The organism is Paenibacillus sp. IITD108 (assembly GCF_036541265.1).
Classification (GTDB): Bacteria; Bacillota; Bacilli; order Paenibacillales; family Paenibacillaceae; genus Pristimantibacillus.
This window is the reverse complement of the sequence record NZ_JAZHCT010000054.1, coordinates 1-15819: the sequence shown is the minus strand read 5'-3', so window position 1 is coordinate 15819 and position 15819 is coordinate 1. Positions and strand designations below refer to the sequence as shown.

The 15819-nt window shown below is 46.3% G+C and carries 13 protein-coding genes; 12 read left to right on the top strand and 1 reads right to left on the bottom strand.

All coding sequences use genetic code 11. The features are described 5' to 3' along the window. Positions 1–175: 175 nt before the first annotated feature. From V1L65_RS27255 to V1L65_RS27245, 3 genes are read left to right on the top strand one after another with little or no spacing between them, the layout of a single operon-like run. Positions 176–1117 (top strand): COX15/CtaA family protein, encoded by a 942-nt coding sequence (locus V1L65_RS27255; protein ID WP_331702474.1) that lies wholly within the window; start codon positions 176–178, stop codon positions 1115–1117. Between the two features lie 14 nt (positions 1118–1131). Beyond that, on the top strand, positions 1132–1857 hold the full coding sequence (locus V1L65_RS27250) for a Cthe_2314 family HEPN domain-containing protein (protein WP_331702473.1): 726 nt from the start codon (positions 1132–1134) through the stop codon (positions 1855–1857). Between the two features lie 30 nt (positions 1858–1887). Next, positions 1888–2667 (top strand): SDR family oxidoreductase, encoded by a 780-nt coding sequence (locus V1L65_RS27245; protein ID WP_331702497.1) that lies wholly within the window; start codon positions 1888–1890, stop codon positions 2665–2667. A gap of 436 nt (positions 2668–3103) precedes the next feature. On the opposite strand, the gene V1L65_RS27240 is transcribed toward V1L65_RS27245, so the two are convergent. Beyond that, the gene (locus tag V1L65_RS27240) at positions 3104–3349 is read right to left on the bottom strand and encodes a NifU family protein (RefSeq protein WP_331702472.1); all 246 of its coding nucleotides are present in this window, start codon (positions 3347–3349) and stop codon (positions 3104–3106) included. Positions 3350–3414: 65 nt separating this feature from the next. Here V1L65_RS27240 and V1L65_RS27235 point away from each other — a divergent pair, with 65 nt between their 5' ends. From V1L65_RS27235 to V1L65_RS27195, 9 genes are all read left to right on the top strand, one after another. Beyond that, complete coding sequence (locus V1L65_RS27235; protein ID WP_331702471.1) at positions 3415–3690, top strand: YuzB family protein; 276 nt, start codon at positions 3415–3417, stop codon at positions 3688–3690. Between the two features lie 430 nt (positions 3691–4120). Beyond that, entirely contained in the window at positions 4121–5539 is a 1419-nt protein-coding gene (locus V1L65_RS27230; RefSeq protein WP_331702470.1) for an ABC transporter substrate-binding protein, read from the top strand. Positions 5540–5615: 76 nt separating this feature from the next. Further along, a complete protein-coding gene (locus tag V1L65_RS27225; protein ID WP_331702469.1) occupies positions 5616–6584 on the top strand; it encodes a carbohydrate ABC transporter permease in 969 nt (322 codons plus the stop codon). A 1-nt stretch (position 6585) separates the two neighbouring features. Beyond that, a complete protein-coding gene (locus tag V1L65_RS27220) occupies positions 6586–7428 on the top strand; it encodes a carbohydrate ABC transporter permease (protein WP_331702468.1) in 843 nt (280 codons plus the stop codon). A 50-nt stretch (positions 7429–7478) separates the two neighbouring features. Beyond that, positions 7479–9011: a hypothetical protein gene (locus V1L65_RS27215; protein ID WP_331702467.1), complete on the top strand. Its 1533-nt coding sequence runs from the start codon at positions 7479–7481 to the stop codon at positions 9009–9011. An 11-nt stretch (positions 9012–9022) separates the two neighbouring features. Next, positions 9023–9910 (top strand): glycoside hydrolase family 43 protein, encoded by an 888-nt coding sequence (locus tag V1L65_RS27210; RefSeq protein WP_331702466.1) that lies wholly within the window; start codon positions 9023–9025, stop codon positions 9908–9910. Positions 9911–9947: 37 nt separating this feature from the next. Beyond that, positions 9948–11411 (top strand): glycosyl hydrolase family 28 protein, encoded by a 1464-nt coding sequence (locus V1L65_RS27205; protein WP_331702465.1) that lies wholly within the window; start codon positions 9948–9950, stop codon positions 11409–11411. Between the two features lie 47 nt (positions 11412–11458). Next, positions 11459–12787: a response regulator transcription factor gene (locus V1L65_RS27200; protein WP_331702464.1), complete on the top strand. Its 1329-nt coding sequence runs from the start codon at positions 11459–11461 to the stop codon at positions 12785–12787. After that, positions 12784–15684, top strand: coding sequence for a sensor histidine kinase (locus tag V1L65_RS27195; RefSeq protein ID WP_331702463.1), 2901 nt, complete (start codon positions 12784–12786; stop codon positions 15682–15684). The genes V1L65_RS27200 and V1L65_RS27195 overlap by 4 nt, the downstream gene beginning before the upstream one ends. Positions 15685–15819: the final 135 nt, after the last annotated feature.

Genomic DNA, 15819 nt, shown 5'->3' with positions numbered 1-15819 from the left:
AATCTCAATAGGGGCAGGTCGCAGCGGCTATCGTTGCGATTTGCTCCTTTTTGCTTGATAAGAATATATCGTTTGAACTTACGGAATAGTAAGTTCACATTTTCAACATGGCTTTTGGTCAAGCTAATCGCTATAATTGAAATGTTATTAATTTTTTGGAAATAGGTGATTTTTAATGGTAACCGGCCGTTTTCGTACGTTCGCTAATATTACTTGCATTGGTATGCTACTTGTACTACTTGCCGGAGCGCTAGTAACAAATACAGAATCTGGAAGGGGCTGCGGCGATGACTGGCCGCTGTGCCATGGCAAATTTATTCCTGCCTATACATTTGAATCTATGCTGGAATATTCTCATCGGCTTGTCAGCGGTATTGAAGGGTTGCTCGTGCTTGGCATAACCTTATCGGTTTATAATAAATATCGCCGGAATAGAGAAGCTTACAAAGAGCCGTTGTATTATGCTGGAGCAGCGCTAATATTTACAATCATACAAGCGCTGATGGGCGCGGCCGCCGTCAAATGGCCGCAGACGCCAGCCATAATGGCGATCCATTTCGGGATATCACTAGTTGCCTTCGCTGCAACTTTATTGCTAGTTATATGGGCATATCGTGCCAAAAATGGCGCTCCGCCTGTATTTAAAGTACCTAGGACGATTTTCATGCCGATGCTGCTTTCATCGATTTATTGCTATGTCGTCATATACTTGGGCGCATTTATCCGTCATACTAAATCTGCCGGCGGTTGTCTGGGCTGGCCTTTATGTAACGGAGAGGTTATACCTGAGCTATCCGGAGCGACAGGCGCTGTATTTCTTCACCGTGTTGCAGCCTTGATTTTAGCGATTATCCTTATCTCGCTGTACTATTTCATTAAACGAATTGCCAAAACCGAGCCTGCAGTGAATAGCGCTGGCTTGACTCGAGCTGCCGGGTGGGTCGCAGTTTTAGTTATCGTTCAAATTTTTAGCGGTGCTCTGCTGACAGCAACGGTAGCGAATGAAAATATCTTTATATTTACAAGCCTGCTCCATAATTTGATTATTGTAGCGATGTTTGGCATTATGGTTGATATCGTGATTAGAGCATGGCGCTTTAGCGATAACAAGCAGTAGGAGGTTGTACGGCGATGCTCCGTTTTTTATTTAATGAATCAGTCGCGCAACCGGAAGGGGAATTGGCTGAGGCTTACCAGGCCATGGATTTGTTTATTTCTTTGCTGCATAAGAAGATGAATACACTAAGAGATGAAACCACGGTGTTTGCTCAACAGCTGCGCAGATACGAAATATGGACGTTAGGATTGAAAGCTTCGCTTAATGAGCTTGAGCAAAGCCATTATGCAGCTGCGAAATTTCGTGCTATGATTAGAGCATCGTCGCTGCAAACGATGTCTGATGAGGAGCGCCTTAACTACAAGCGATACGTCTATTTTGACAAGAATGGGTTTATAAGAGTTTTTTCATTGCTTGATAAGCTGGGCACCTTGTTAAATGAATTGCTTGCTATGCATACTGAGCGCGTTAAACCGCACTTCTCTTATTTTACTGTGCTGCGCAATATGCGCCAGAAGCAGGTGCATAGTGAATTAATGTGGGCGCTTAACCATGTAAAGGAAAAATACAAAGAGCCGATGAATCGGCTGCGCAAACGAAGAAATACAGAAATACATTATATGAATTCGGAAATGCATGATGATTTAATCCAAAGCCAGCGAATGTACGGCGAAGAGTACCCGTTAGAAAATGTAAGACAGCAGGCGAGCGATTTGACAGATAGCCTAACGATGGTAACAGAGTCCTTATTGTTAGTTTTTCAATACGGCTGCAGACTGGCGCATAAGAAGCAGCTTTAACATAATAGGGAAAAAGTAGGTGTGAAAGTCATGGGGCTTAAGGGGAAAACAGCTCTTATAACAGGCGGCGCCAAAGGCCTTGGCAAGCGGGCAGCGCTGCAATTGGCGGAGCAGGGCTGTCACATTGTACTTAATTATTATTCCAGCGAAGAAGAGGCACTGCAGGTTAAGCAGCAAATCGAGCAATATGGCGTTAAAGCGATTACAGTTCAGGCTGATATAAGCTCGCAAGAAGGTACGGAGAAATTGGCTGCTTCAGCAGAGCGGTTTATGGGCGGCGTTGATATTCTTATTAATAATGCAGGTCCATTTGTGCGCGAGCGCAAATTATTCGCTCAATACGATGAAGACACAATTATCAGACTCCTGCATGGCAATTTGCTGGGAGCTATGCTGCTGGATCACCGTTTGCTGCCAGGCATGATGGAGCGGCGCTGGGGCAGAATTATACATTTCGGCTTCGGGCATTCGGGTGAAGCTCGCGCTTGGCCGCAAAGAACGGTTTATGCAGCTGCCAAGACAGGACTTGTTTCTTTTACAAAATCACTTGCCGTCGAGGTAGCACCATATGGCATAACGGTTAATCTTATCGGTCCTGGAGATATTAGAGGCGATAATAAAGAAAAGTCGATTGCTGAGGCAGTACATATGATCGATCCGGAATCGCCGCTTGGAAGGCCTGGTACGGGCGAGGATGTTGCTCGTGTCATTTTATTTTTGTGTGAGGAGAAGTCCAGCTTTTTAACAGGCAATGTCATAGATGTGACCGGCGGCTTCGATCCAATACGCGCAAATATTAAGTCGGTGTAACTATTTTCGTTAAAATAGTGTTTGTCAGGAGACTGTCGATTCGTTATGGATAAAAGCAACAAGCAATAGAAAGGGGGACCACTGCGATCAAAAATGGGATTCCGACCGCTGTTGTAGTCCAATTTTTATGAATAAGTACCCCTGTAAAGGATAAAATTGGCCTACAAAGTCGGACGCTGCCGCTTCTCCATTCCCATTATTGCTCTCCGTTTCCCTTTTCTTATTACTTATCAATAGTTGCCTACAATTAATAGATAGTCTCGTCAGCTTCGTTACAATTATTTTTCCAGCCTAGTCTAATAAATGTAAACAAAAAAGCCTTGTCCAAAGCATGTCTTGAATGTATCAAGATACGGCTTCGGACAAGACGAGAAAATGAATAAAATACCTGCAAAACAATGTACGTCCCCTGAATAAAGGACGTACATTGTTTTAGTTAAAATACTTGTACGACTTCAACTACACCTTCTACTTCTTCTAGAAGTGCGCGTTCGATACCGGCTTTAAGAGTGATCGTTGAGCTCGGGCAGCTACCGCAAGCACCCATTAAGCGAAGCTTGATAATGCCGCCTTCAACATCAACAAGCTCAACATCTCCTCCGTCACGCTGTAGGAACGGGCGAAGTTTATCTAGAACATCCAGTACTTCATCATACATCGTGTCTCTTACTTCATTTGACATTGCAATCAACTCCTTTCTACCCTATTATAGTACAATAAGTAATTAAGTTAAAGCTGGTGGAAATAATGTTTAAGCCTTTAATCGAATTTTGTGTCAGCAATATGCATCACGGTACCGAAGAAGTTATGCGCAAGTTCGAGCAGGACGATAATTTTGAGGTTGAAGAGTATGGCTGCCTTGGCAATTGCGGCGAGTGTTACTTGCTTCCCTATGCCCTGGTTGACGGTACAATTGTTACTGCTGAGCATGTTGATGAACTGTACAGCAATATTATAAAGTTTCTTAAGCAGCAGGAAGAAGATCAGGCTGCTTTGGACAAGCTTTTGGACGATATGGAGTAATCCATATCGTCTTTTTTATGATGCGGACACTAATGACCGTTAGCGCTCATTTTTCACCAACTTCCACTTTCTAGCGGACAGAAATATCCGTTAGCGGGAAAAAAGCTAGAAAATTAGACGGAATTTTCTTCTAATGGTCATAAGTGTCCGCATATGCAACAAAAAGACTGCTTTTTGGTTCTAACGGTCATTGATGACCGCATTGCATATAGCGACGCATCGTTTGTTCTTTAAACACGATGACAGCAAGTTAGGTCACCGATAGGTAATTTTGTTCCAGCAATGAGCATACGACTGTTTAAATATATTGTTTCCTCAAATCCTAAATAAATATGAACGAATCAAAAAAGATACGACGTTGTTGGTATTGCGGATCAAACTTATAATTTGAAATGTACCATACAACTGAAGCGATACAAGGGGGATTTCGATGAAAAGATCTTGGTGGTCAGCGTGTTTGTCTGTGCTTGTATTATCCAGCCTTTTACTAATGAGTGCATGCGGCGAAAGCGGAAGTACGGTAAATCAATCTGGTGGAAATAACGGAGGAAATAAAGGTGCGGGCGAGGCTTCGAAGGAGCCTGCGAAAAAAGGCGAGCAGGTAGTCATTCGCCATACGATGTATGACACTGAATTTACAAGTGAATTGGTGGCCGAGTTTGAGAAGACTCACCCGCATATTAAAGTCGAGCTTGTTTCAGCGGACTACAATAAATTGATGGCGATGATGGCAGCAGGCAACGGTCCTGATATTATCCGCACCAATTCAGTGACGGAGCTGCCGGGCTTCGTGCTCAAAGGTATGGCGCTTGATCTGACTGAAAATTTTAATTCAAGCAAGGTATTCAATACGGAAGACTTTCTTCCGGTAGTTAATCAGTTCAAGTACGATGCAGCATCCGGCAAGCATGGCGAAGGAGCGCTTTACGGCTTCCCGAAAGACTGGTCTCCGGACTACACCATTTATTACAACAAAAAAATGTTCGAAGAGGCAGGCGTTCCTTTGCCGAGCAGCACGGAAGCTATGACATGGAAGGAGCTGGCTGACCTTGCTCAGAAGCTCACTGTAAAAAACGGCAAAAAGACAACTCAATACGGATTGGCTTATTACAACAGCACGATTGCAGCTAATCAGGATTTGTTGAATCTGCAATTGCTTCAGCAGGGCAGCAGCATGTTCAACGCGGATTTTAGCCAGGCGGAGCTGGACAAGCCGGCAACGAAGGACCTGCTTCATTTCTGGGTAGAGACTGCGAAGTCCGGTATTGGCCCTAGCCCCTTGCAGCAGGAAACAGACTGGGGCGGCCAATTGTTCGTGGATAACAAAGCAGCCATTATTATTGCAGGCTATTGGTTCTCCGGCTTCTTGAAAACAAATGAATTGACGAAGGACCGCTTGGATGACTTTGGCGTAGCTCCGGCTCCTGTTGTGGAAGGCGGCAAGCGTATTTCACCGACAGGTGCAGGTACAGGTGCTATTATTTACAAAAATACGAAGCATCCGAAGGAAGCTTGGGAAGTGTTTGAGTGGTTCTTCGGAGCCGATCCGGCTGTAGAACGCGCAAAAGCGGGTTACGGCTTGCCGGGCACGAAAACATTGACAGAAATGCTGCCTCAGGAATCCGCATTCGACAAAATGAACTATGACTTTATTCAGAATGAGCTTGAATATACGGATGGCAGCTTGCCTTATAACCCTTATTTGAACTATCAAGCCGTTAACTCCATCATTGATAAATATTTCACGCCTGTTTATTTCGACAAGGATACGGTAGACGGAGCTGTACAAAAAATGACAGAGGAGCTTAATACGCTTATCACTGAAGGCAAGCAGTTGGTCAGCCCATAAAAGAATCAAAGAAGGGTTGCCGGAAGCATTGCTCCGGCAGCCCTATTTATTTAATTGGAAGCAAGGAGGGCTTTTGATGAGCAAACAGGCCATACACGAAACAAGCACTGCCTTCCAGAAAAAACGAAGCAGGTTTGGCGGAAGAAGCTTTAAAGAGGCTGTAGAATTTTATTTATTTATATCACCGTGGTTTATCGTATTTATTGTTCTCGGATTAATTCCGCTGCTATACGGTCTATATTTGAGCTTTACCAACTATGCGGGCTTTAATATGGACCGCTTGGTGTTTGTCGGCTTCGACAATTACCGCAAAGTTTTTACGGATAATGATGCGATGTATTCGCTCGGCAGAACCTTGTTTTTCACTGTCATTATGGTGCCGTCCAGTATTATATTAGGTTTTTTATTAGCCGTTCTTTTGAATCAGAACATAAAGCGTATCGGCATTTACCGTACGTTGTTTTTTATTCCTTCGATTATTCCGGTGGTCGCAGTGGGTACGATGTGGCGCTCTTTGTTTGTCGATGACGGCATAGTGAATAATTTGCTGGAAGCTTTAGGCATGGAAACAGTAGCTTGGCTTGGATATGATTATGCGATATATCCGCTTATTATTATGCTTCTTTGGGGCGTTGGCGGGGGCATTCTTATTTATCTGGCAGGATTGAAAGGGGTGTCCAAGGATCTGTATGAAGCAGCGGCGATCGACGGCGCGACAAGTGTGCAGCGCTTTGCCAAAATCACCATACCGCTTGTGACGCCGGTGCTGTTCTTCCAATTTATTATGAGCATCATTAGCTCGCTGCAAATCTTTGTGCAGCCGATTTTGCTGGCTGCTAATTCCAACAGCCTGCTTTCAACGCCGCTTCGGCCAAATTATGTTTATGCCGTTCACGCTTTTCAGCAAATCTTTGCATACGGCCGGTTTGGTTACGGACTTGCGCTTCTATGGGTGTTATTCATTATGATTCTTATTTTGACCGTTGTCGTATTTTCGACAAGCAAGCTGTGGGTATTTTATGAAGTAGATCAGGAGGGCAGATAGGATGGTAAATGCAGGAATGAAAAATATGCCTTTCCGGATAGCGGTTTATGCCTTGCTCATCATCTTGTCTGTCCTGTTTGTGATGCCTTTATATTGGCTGATTACAAATTCACTGCAGCAGGTAGGGGCAGCATCAACATTTTTGCCGTCGGGCTTGCGTTTTATTAACTACAAATATGCGCTTACGTTTATCGACTATTGGGGCTATGCGAAAAACTCCATTATTATTACAGCTCTTTCTGTCATAATTCCAACAGTAACAAGCGCGTTTGTCGGCTATGGCTTCGCCAGATTAAGGGGACCGGGCAAAAATCTGCTGTTTTTGCTTATGCTCTCCACGATGATGCTGCCAGGTATCGTTACTCAAATTCCAACGTATGTTATTTTCTTTAAGATTGGACTTATTAATACGTTTTGGCCATGGTTTTTCTGGGGGCTTGGAGGCAGCGCGTTCAGCATTTTCTTATACCGCCAGTTTTTTGCGGGCTTTCCGCGTGATTTGGAGGAAGCGGCCAGAATTGACGGTTGTACGACGTTCCGCATTTTCTGGAATATTTTCCTTCCTATCTCCTTGCCTGTAGTGGCGACAGTGTCGATTCTATCGTTCAACGGCGCATGGGGGAACGATTATATTACACCTTTTATGTTCCTGCAGGATGATAAATATCCGCTTGCAACGGCATTGTTCTCGATCGGTTATGTATTTCCGGGACAAAAGGATATTACGATGACACAGGTGCAAAGCGCAGGCTTAGTCTTGTTCGTGCTGCCTATTATTGCAGTCTTCTTTATTGGTCAGCGGTATTTGGTAGAGGGTGTAGTAGCTTCTGCTGTGAAAGGTTAAGGACGTATACAGCTAGCAATGCAATTGACGGCTGAAGAGGAGTGAAGTTTATGGAAAACAAGAAGCGACAAAAGTCCCATCTAAAAGTCCGCAGCAAAAGCGCGGTTTTTGGGCTGCTGCTGGCCGTCCTGCTTGCAGGCATGCTTTCAGCTTGCTCCCAGTCAAGCGTTAACGAGCAGCAGCCTGCTTTGCCGCCTGAGCTGAAGGAGGAGCTGCCGGTTAACGTGTATAAGGCGCCTGAGGATTTGCCCGTCAATTACCGGTCCTATGATTTTAAAGTTCTCGCTGGCGAGGAAGAGATCGATTTGTATAACGGAGGCGCCAATAGCTGGAACGAGCAGGTCTCCTACGGCTATTTTGACATGCCGGGCCGCAGCAAAATTTCTATTACTCCCAATTTTTCTTTTGATAGCTTTGAAATTGTTCCAAGGTCGTTAGGCATAAAAGGAGAACGCCAAGGGGATGCCATTAGCTTTGAATTAAGCAGGCAGGTACCTGTTTCGCTTGTTCTTGATGGCAATTATAAGGGCAAGGTGCTGCATTTGTTTGCACAGACACCGGAGACGGATATACCGGACAAGAATGATCCGAATGTCATTTTTTTTGAGCCGGGCTTTCATGATCTGGGGGATTACGGCGAACCTCCGCTTATGCTGCAATCGAACCAAACGCTCTATATTAGCGGGGGTGCTGTAGTGCGGGGCAGAGTGCGCGCGGATAACGCCAATAATATTACAATCCGGGGAAGAGGCATATTGCTTAATGATTATCGCTCAAATGACGAATTCGACGATATCGCGCTAACTTTGGGCTATGTATCTGATTCGGAAGTCAGAGATATTATCGTGAATCGAGATGCCGCCAGCTGGACGGCAGCTATGCATGGGAGCAGCGATATTAGGGTGACGAACTATAAAGCGGTCAGTCCGCGCTTCGCAAGCAGCGACGGCTTCAACATTAACAGCAGCCATGACATTGTGTTTGACGGGGCGTTTATACATTCCGCCGACGATGCGGTAGCAATAAAGGGGCTTTCTCATGAGGAGCCGAAGGATGCGCTTCCTATCTACAATATTACGTACAAAAACGCACAGCTGTGGGCGGATGCGAATAATGCGATCGGCATAGGGGCGGAAACCGTTGCGCCATACTTCAAAAACATTACATTCAGCAATATTGATATTTTGCATAATTATGATGACCGCGACCACCCTGATGTATTGCCTGACCGTTCTGCTATTAATATATTTGCGCTGCAAGGAACGGAATTCAGCGGGATAACGTTTGAAAATATCCGGGTCGAAAAGGCGAAGCGCTTCATTAATATTCAGATGGCGGAAACGTTTTATTTCGGCGCGCTGCAAGGCAACTGGGCTTGGCCCGGCTCGATCAGCGGCATTACGTATAAAAATATTGAATCCTATTCCGACGGCTCCAATGAAATTAAGCTGGAGGGCTGGAGCAACGATCGGCTTATCTCGGATATCAATTTTGAAAATATAAAGGTGAACGGCAAAAAGCTGAAGAAGGACGATCCGCTGTTTACAGTCAACGAATATGTCAAAGACATTAAAGTAAAGTAGGAGGTCTTAGCATGCTGGAACAAGACATGATGAAGCTTGGCGATATACACATTCGCGATCCGTTTGTATATGCCGATGAGCAAGCAGGCTTTTATTATCTGTACGGTACGATAGGTGCGACTGCTTGGGGTGGCGCTGCTGTTGGCTTTGATGGTTACCGCAGCCGTGATTTACAAAATTGGGAAGGGCCCTTTCCTGTATTCCGCGCTCCTGAAGGCTTTTGGGCGGATCGTCATTTCTGGGCGCCGGAGGTACATGATTATGAGGGCAGTTATTATATGCTAGCCAGCTTTAAAGCAGAGGATAAACACCGGGGCACTCAGATTTTAAAAGCGGATAATCCGCTTGGACCATTTATGCCTATGGGAAAAGGTCCAGTTACGCCTGCGGATTGGGAATGCCTTGACGGCACGCTGTACACGGATGAGCATGGAGCGCCTTGGATTGTATTTTGCCATGAATGGACACAGGTGAAAAACGGCGAGATGTGCGCTATGCAGCTTGAAGCGGATTTGTCACGGGCGAAAGGTGAACCGCTCGTCTTGTTCCGGGCAGCCGATGCGCATTGGCCTGTCGAGGAAGAAGGTCTCGGCAATTTTGTAACGGACGGGCCATTTCTCTACCGCGCGCCTGACGGCAAGCTGCTCATGATTTGGTCAAGCCATGGCAAGGACGGCTATGCGATCGGAATAGCCCGTTCAGAGAGCGGCGGCATTGAAGGGCCATGGGTGCAGGAACGGGAGCAGCTGTTTGAGAAGAACGGAGGACACGGCATGCTGTTTCGTTCCTTTGAAGGGCAATTGCTCGTTTCCTTGCATGTACCGAATACACATCCATATGAGCGTCCGGCCTTTTTTAAAACAGGCTATCAGGATGGCCGTTTAATGCTGCTTCCTTAGTAACGGCAGAGTCATAGAAACGCAGAGGAGAGAAAGTATGGAAACAGAATTTGTAGATAGTAACGGAACTTTTGTGAAAATAGACCATGCGCCCAAAGAGATTGGATACGCCGCAAATGAAGAAAGATTGCAAAAGCAAGGTGAAGATGCCTTTGCGCCTGATCCGGACGGCCTTGTTCTATCCCGGGATTGGGAGCTGTATGTGGAAGGCCGTGCGGTACCTGTATATGCCGCGCCGATAACGAATGGAGGTCCTCTTTCCTTCGCTTCCTTAAGCTTTGCCGGCGAGCCGGGAATGGTCAAGCTGATTGCCAAGAGGAGAGGCAGAACAGAGTCCGTTGTTATCCGCCCGCTTTCCTTGGGGATAGAAGCGGAGCTTGCCGGCAATGAGATTCATATTCCGGTCGACAGGCCTGCAAAAATGATCGTAGAGACGAACGGAAATACAGAGCGTCCTTTATTTATTACCCTGCATGCCAGGGAGGAGGGAGCTGCCGATCAGGCTGACAGAAGTGTGAAGTACTATGGCCCGGGCCTTCATAAAGTAAGCTCGCTTGAGTTGCAAACCGGCGAGTCCGTGTATATTGCCGGCGGGGCAGTGCTGCAGCTGTTTGTGCCGGAGGATGAAACGCCTGTTATTGCAAGCGACTGGGCCAAAAAGCCGAATTACGTTGACTTTATTACAGCGAATGACGCTGAGAATATACGGATTCATGGAAGAGGCATTATAGACATGTCTATGCTGGACTGGCATGCGCGCAAAGCGGTGCTGCTGACCGGCTGCCGCAAGGCGTCGATTGAAGGCCTGACTATCGTTGGAACCTCGCATTGGACGATACATTTGTCGAATTGTGTTGAATGTTCTATTGCTGATCTGACGCTAATCGGTTATCGTGAAAACAGTGACGGAATTGATATTGTAAACAGCGAGCGGATTCGGGTGAGCAATTGCTTCATTCGCACAGGCGATGACGCTGTTGCCGTCAAGGCTATGGATGCGGCTCCGGCGCTGGGCGGACGCGATATTCATGTATCTGATTGTACCGTATGGAATGATAAGGTGCGCTGCTTCGGAATTGCCGGAGAGACAAGAACGGATATTTTCGATGTTACTTTTGAAAACTGCGATATCGTGCACAGCACTGCAGTGTGGACGGAAGAGGTCGGCTCGCTGTGTATCGTTGTCGGTGATCGCGGGACGATTTCGAATATCCGCTTTGAAAATATAAGAATTGAAGAAGAGCGGCAGCATGCGATGATTTGCCTTATTTTTAAGGACCGCTGGTCTGTCGATCAGGAGCCGGGAAAAATTAAAAATATTACATTCCGCAATATTGCCATTCCAGAAGGTGCGGCGTCTTTATTTCAAGGCTCTGACGCCTCTCATATAGTTGAGGGCATCCATATTGAAGGTCTTGTTATTGGCGGCAGGCCGGCTGAGAGGCTGGAGGATGTGCCGCTTAAAGTGAATGAGTTCGTGAAGGATTTAATTGTTTCCTGATATAAGCATACATCAAGAGCAAGGCAAACAAGAAAGGAAGATAGGCTATGACTGGCAACCGGTACAAACTGATGATCGTGGATGATGAGTATGAAATTAGGCAAGGGCTGCGCAGCTTTGACTATTCCTCTTACCCTATTGATGTTGTTGCAGATTGCGAGAATGGCTTGTTTGCCTTGCAGGCGATGATGAATGAGCAAATCGACTTGCTGGTGACGGATATTCGCATGCCTCTTATGGACGGTCTGGAGCTGGCAGAGAAGGTCGCAGGCCGCTATCCCCATATGAAGGTTATTATTTTGTCCGGCTATGACGACTTTGAATATGCGCGAACTTGCATGAAGCATGGCGCGCTTGATTATTTGCTAAAGCCGCTTGATTTCGAGGATTACGGAAAAATATTGGCTCGTGCAGTGCAGCTGATTGAGCAGGAGCGGGCGCATGAGCTGCAGCGGGCGGCCTGGGAGCGCAAAGCGAAGCTGATGGTACAGCATTTGCGGCAGCGCTTCTTGCGTGATTTGCTGCTTGCCGAAATGAAAGAGGAAGCCTTCGAGCTGGAAAGCAGCGCTGCGGAAATCATGCTGGAGGAGCACAGTGAATATGTGGTGTGCTTGCTGCGCTTCTCGGAATATCCCAACCGCCCAAAAGGGGTCGGAGATAAGGATTGGAGTCTTATTTTATTTACACTGGACAATTTAATGCAGGATTTATGGGATAAGGGATATCATTATGTCGATGCGGACGGACAATGCGCACTTATTTGGACAGATCGTGCAGCGATAGCCGGATATAAGGAAAAGCCGGAATCGCTTGCTGTGGAGCTTGAGCAGCTTATCCAGCGGCTGAAGCAATTCCGAGGCTTGTTTAAATCAAAGCTGATCTACTCGATTGGAACGGTTGTACAGCAGCCGAATCAAATTTGCTGCTCTTATCAAGCGGCAGCGGCACTTTTTCGGCAGGAGGATTTAAACAACGGTGCTGTGCCGCTTATTGCTGCAGTTGAAACGGTAGAAGCTTTGCGCCATACGGAGCAGATCAACGGACACCGGCTTATTCAAGAAGCCAAGCAGTATATAGAGCAAAATTATGACCGGACGATTACACTGGACGATGTAGCCCAGTATGTGCATTTGAATGCCAGCTATTTGAGTTTTTTGTTCAAGGAGCTGACAGGCCAAAAATATATTGACTATATTACCTCGTTCCGAATCGAAAAGGCAAAGAGCTTGCTGAAGCATACGAACCATAAGGTGCATGAAGTTGGAGAAATGGTAGGCTACGAGAATCCAAGGTATTTTACGTTAGTCTTTAAAAAATATGCCAAGCTCTCGCCGATTGAATACCGCAATGCCGCTTATGCGGGAGAAGTGCTATGAAGTTCCGTTATCACCGCAATATGCTAATTAGCGTAGCACTCTTGCTTACGCTATTTTCCGAGATCGCCATATTCGGAATCGGCTACTGGAATATCAATGACACGGGCTCCGAAATAAGAAGGGCATCCGAACAAAATATCGCCAGCCATATTGAAAGCCAGATGATTTCGAAGCTGAATGAAATGAATTCATTAGCGCTGCAGCTGGAGCAGAATGATTTCATATTGTATGCCCGCTCTTTCTACAGCCTGCGTCCACCGGAAGAAGAGCTGGCTGCGCGTCAGGAGCTATTGACGCGTTTGGAGCAGCTGCATCTGTCGCCGGAATCCGTGGAACGCATTTATTTTATTGGCGATAATGCCAATCAGAAAAATTTCGGAAAAATAATCAAGACAAGCGAATGGGTCGAAGACAGCCAAATACCGTGGATAGAGGATTTGCAGGATGCCGGCCTGTTAAATTTGTTAACCCGCTATTACGGAATGCCAGCCTATATTCCGAAAGGGATGCTCTCCGATGTGCTGGAGGAGAAGAGAGGCTTGCTGCCGCAGGAGACCTGGGACCGTTTAAGCCTTTTTGCCTCCAGCATTGAAGGTCATTTGATTATTAATAACGGGATTAATCCGCTTAATGTACTCTCGGTAATCGTATTTGACGAGCGCATTCTTACAGCCGAGCTGCCTTCCTCCCAAATATGGAGCGGTTATGCGGGGATTTTGGATGAGAACCAGCAAATTCTATGGACGAATGTGCCTGACCGGGCAGCGATGGAAAAGGCGGCCAAGCTTGCCGCTTCCGGGGAAACAGAATGGGAGCAGCAACTGGACAGCCGCTATTATGTCAGAACGGTTCCCGTTCCTCCTTACGGTATACGCGTAATTACCTTTGAGCAGCTGCAATATGATTCGCTTTGGAAGTGGAGCAATACCTATACGTATATTATCTTTTTGGCCTGCAGCCTGCTGCTTAGCTTTGTAATCGCGTATAAGTTGGCAAATTCGGTGATGTATCCTTATCAGGCCTTGGCCAGAGCAGTATGGAAAAAGGGGAATGACCTTGATTTTAAGAGCATTCCGGAGCAGCATTTTTCGCGTGGTTGGCTGTCAAAGATGACCATCCGCAAAAAAATGCTCGTTATGCTGCTCTCATCTGTGCTTGTACCCGTGCTGCTGGCCATTAGCATGTACGTCTTTTTAATGTACAGCTATGTGTTTGACAAAGCGGTAGACTTGTCTGTTGAGTCTTCAGATCACTTAGTCGCGGAACTGCGAAGCCGCATGGAGCGGTACGAAAATTTAACGAACCGTTTGTCGACGGACAGCAGACTGACGAATTTGACCTCTCCGTTTTTATTCAGAGGAAATATGGATGATTTCACAGTCGCAAGCTATCCAGGGCTAAGCGATATTTCCTATTTTGTTATCTATGATGTGAGCGGGGTAGCCAAATATTCCTCGGTCTTTAATAACAACCGTACCTTGTTTAAGCTTCGCTCATACGAGAAAAGTGTGCTGGAACAGCTGGGTACAGAGGAAATGATCTGGATGACGGGGCAAAAGGATGTATACGGCCATCCGGCCATGATGCTTGTTAAAAAGCTGCAGGTGCCCTCCGGTGCGGCAGGCAAGCCGACAACAGCCTTTTTGCAGGTTGTATTAAAAGAGGAAGCCTTCTCGTACGCAACGACAGATCGCAAGCAAAGCTTTGTTATTCTGGATGAAGCGGGTGAACTGATTTACTCTCACCTTACATCCAAAGCCTTTCAAGAAGCGGCGGTTAGCAACTGGAGCGTTCCGGTCAAAAAAGAGCTGGATGTGCAAATTCAGCAGGTAGAGGGCAGCAATCAGGTTGTTATTCAGCGAGAGCTGGAGAAGACAGGCTGGTATACGAATATTTTTATGACGATCGATGATATTTATTTGAAGATTCAATCTATGTTTTACCGGTTCGGCGTTCTGCTCGTAATTATAATTATGATTATTATGGTTGCGATGTGGCAAATCGCGTATTTGCTCGTTAAACCGATTGAACGATTGAAGCAGGCTATTGAGAATGAGGAACCGCTGCTGGTACAAAGGATGGACAGGGGCGCAGAGCAGCCGCGCGATGAAATCGGCCAGCTTGTAGTCAGCTTTAATCAGATGCTGAAGCAAATCCATGAGCTGATGCAGGAAAATGTGGATAAAGAAATTCGCGAGAAGAAGCTCGTTACCTCGAGAATGAAGGCCGAGCTGGGCATGCTGCAGCAGCAAATTAATCCTCATTTTTTGTATAACACGCTTGAAGCTATCAATATGAGAGCTCACCAGTACGGAGCGGCAGAAGTAAGCACGATGGTAAAGTCGCTAGCCAAAATATTCCGCTTCACGATCAATACGGGCAGCGAGGTTGTTGCATTATCTGACGAGCTGGAGCATGCTCGCAACTATTTGACGATTCAGGAGCTGCGCTTCCAGAACAAGTTTACAGTTCGGTGGGAGCTGGATGAAAGCGCGATGAAGCTTTCCGTTTTAAAGTTTATTCTGCAGCCAATCATTGAAAATGCGCTGCAGCATGGAATAGAAGATTTGTACGGCGAAGGGGAGCTGCTTATTCGTACAGAGCTGTCTGGTCATCTGTTAAAGCTTACGGTACAAGACAACGGTATTGGCATGGGTGAAGAGGAGCTGGAGCGGGTGAGACAGTCGCTGACGATTGAAACGGAGAAATCCGCAGAGCAGCGGGCCTGGATGAGATCGGCTGCCAGTTATTCCAGCGGTGTAGGGCTTATTAATGTATACCAGCGATTGCGCTTGTATTATGGCGAGCAATTGGAGCTTGTGATTGAGAGCGAGGAATTCCAAGGCACAACGGTCACGATTGTGCTTCCGGTACATCAAAAGCTGGAGGAAAGCTGAGCTGAGGAATAGCGGCAGAACGGTGAGAAATGAAGTGCAGCATTGGAGCAAGAAGCTTGCGCCGATCGATCTTCAACCATTGGACAAATTAAAAACTGCTTTACAGCCTTTTGCAGGCTGTAAAGCAGTCTTTTT

Bases quoted from the DNA above. Each gene is read 5' to 3' on its own strand.
- V1L65_RS27250 (WP_331702473.1), top strand. From the start codon at position 1,132: ATGCTCCGTTTTTTATTTAATGAATCAGTCGCGCAACCGGAAGGGGAA.
- V1L65_RS27240 (WP_331702472.1), bottom strand. From the start codon at position 3,349: ATGTCAAATGAAGTAAGAGACACGATGTATGATGAAGTACTGGATGTT.
- V1L65_RS27200 (WP_331702464.1), top strand. From the start codon at position 11,459: ATGACTGGCAACCGGTACAAACTGATGATCGTGGATGATGAGTATGAA.
- V1L65_RS27220 (WP_331702468.1), top strand. From the start codon at position 6,586: ATGGTAAATGCAGGAATGAAAAATATGCCTTTCCGGATAGCGGTTTAT.
- V1L65_RS27210 (WP_331702466.1), top strand. From the start codon at position 9,023: ATGCTGGAACAAGACATGATGAAGCTTGGCGATATACACATTCGCGAT.
- V1L65_RS27235 (WP_331702471.1), top strand. From the start codon at position 3,415: ATGTTTAAGCCTTTAATCGAATTTTGTGTCAGCAATATGCATCACGGT.
- V1L65_RS27255 (WP_331702474.1), top strand. From the start codon at position 176: ATGGTAACCGGCCGTTTTCGTACGTTCGCTAATATTACTTGCATTGGT.
- V1L65_RS27205 (WP_331702465.1), top strand. From the start codon at position 9,948: ATGGAAACAGAATTTGTAGATAGTAACGGAACTTTTGTGAAAATAGAC.
- V1L65_RS27215 (WP_331702467.1), top strand. From the start codon at position 7,479: ATGGAAAACAAGAAGCGACAAAAGTCCCATCTAAAAGTCCGCAGCAAA.
- V1L65_RS27230 (WP_331702470.1), top strand. From the start codon at position 4,121: ATGAAAAGATCTTGGTGGTCAGCGTGTTTGTCTGTGCTTGTATTATCC.
- V1L65_RS27245 (WP_331702497.1), top strand. From the start codon at position 1,888: ATGGGGCTTAAGGGGAAAACAGCTCTTATAACAGGCGGCGCCAAAGGC.
- V1L65_RS27225 (WP_331702469.1), top strand. From the start codon at position 5,616: ATGAGCAAACAGGCCATACACGAAACAAGCACTGCCTTCCAGAAAAAA.
- V1L65_RS27195 (WP_331702463.1), top strand. From the start codon at position 12,784: ATGAAGTTCCGTTATCACCGCAATATGCTAATTAGCGTAGCACTCTTG.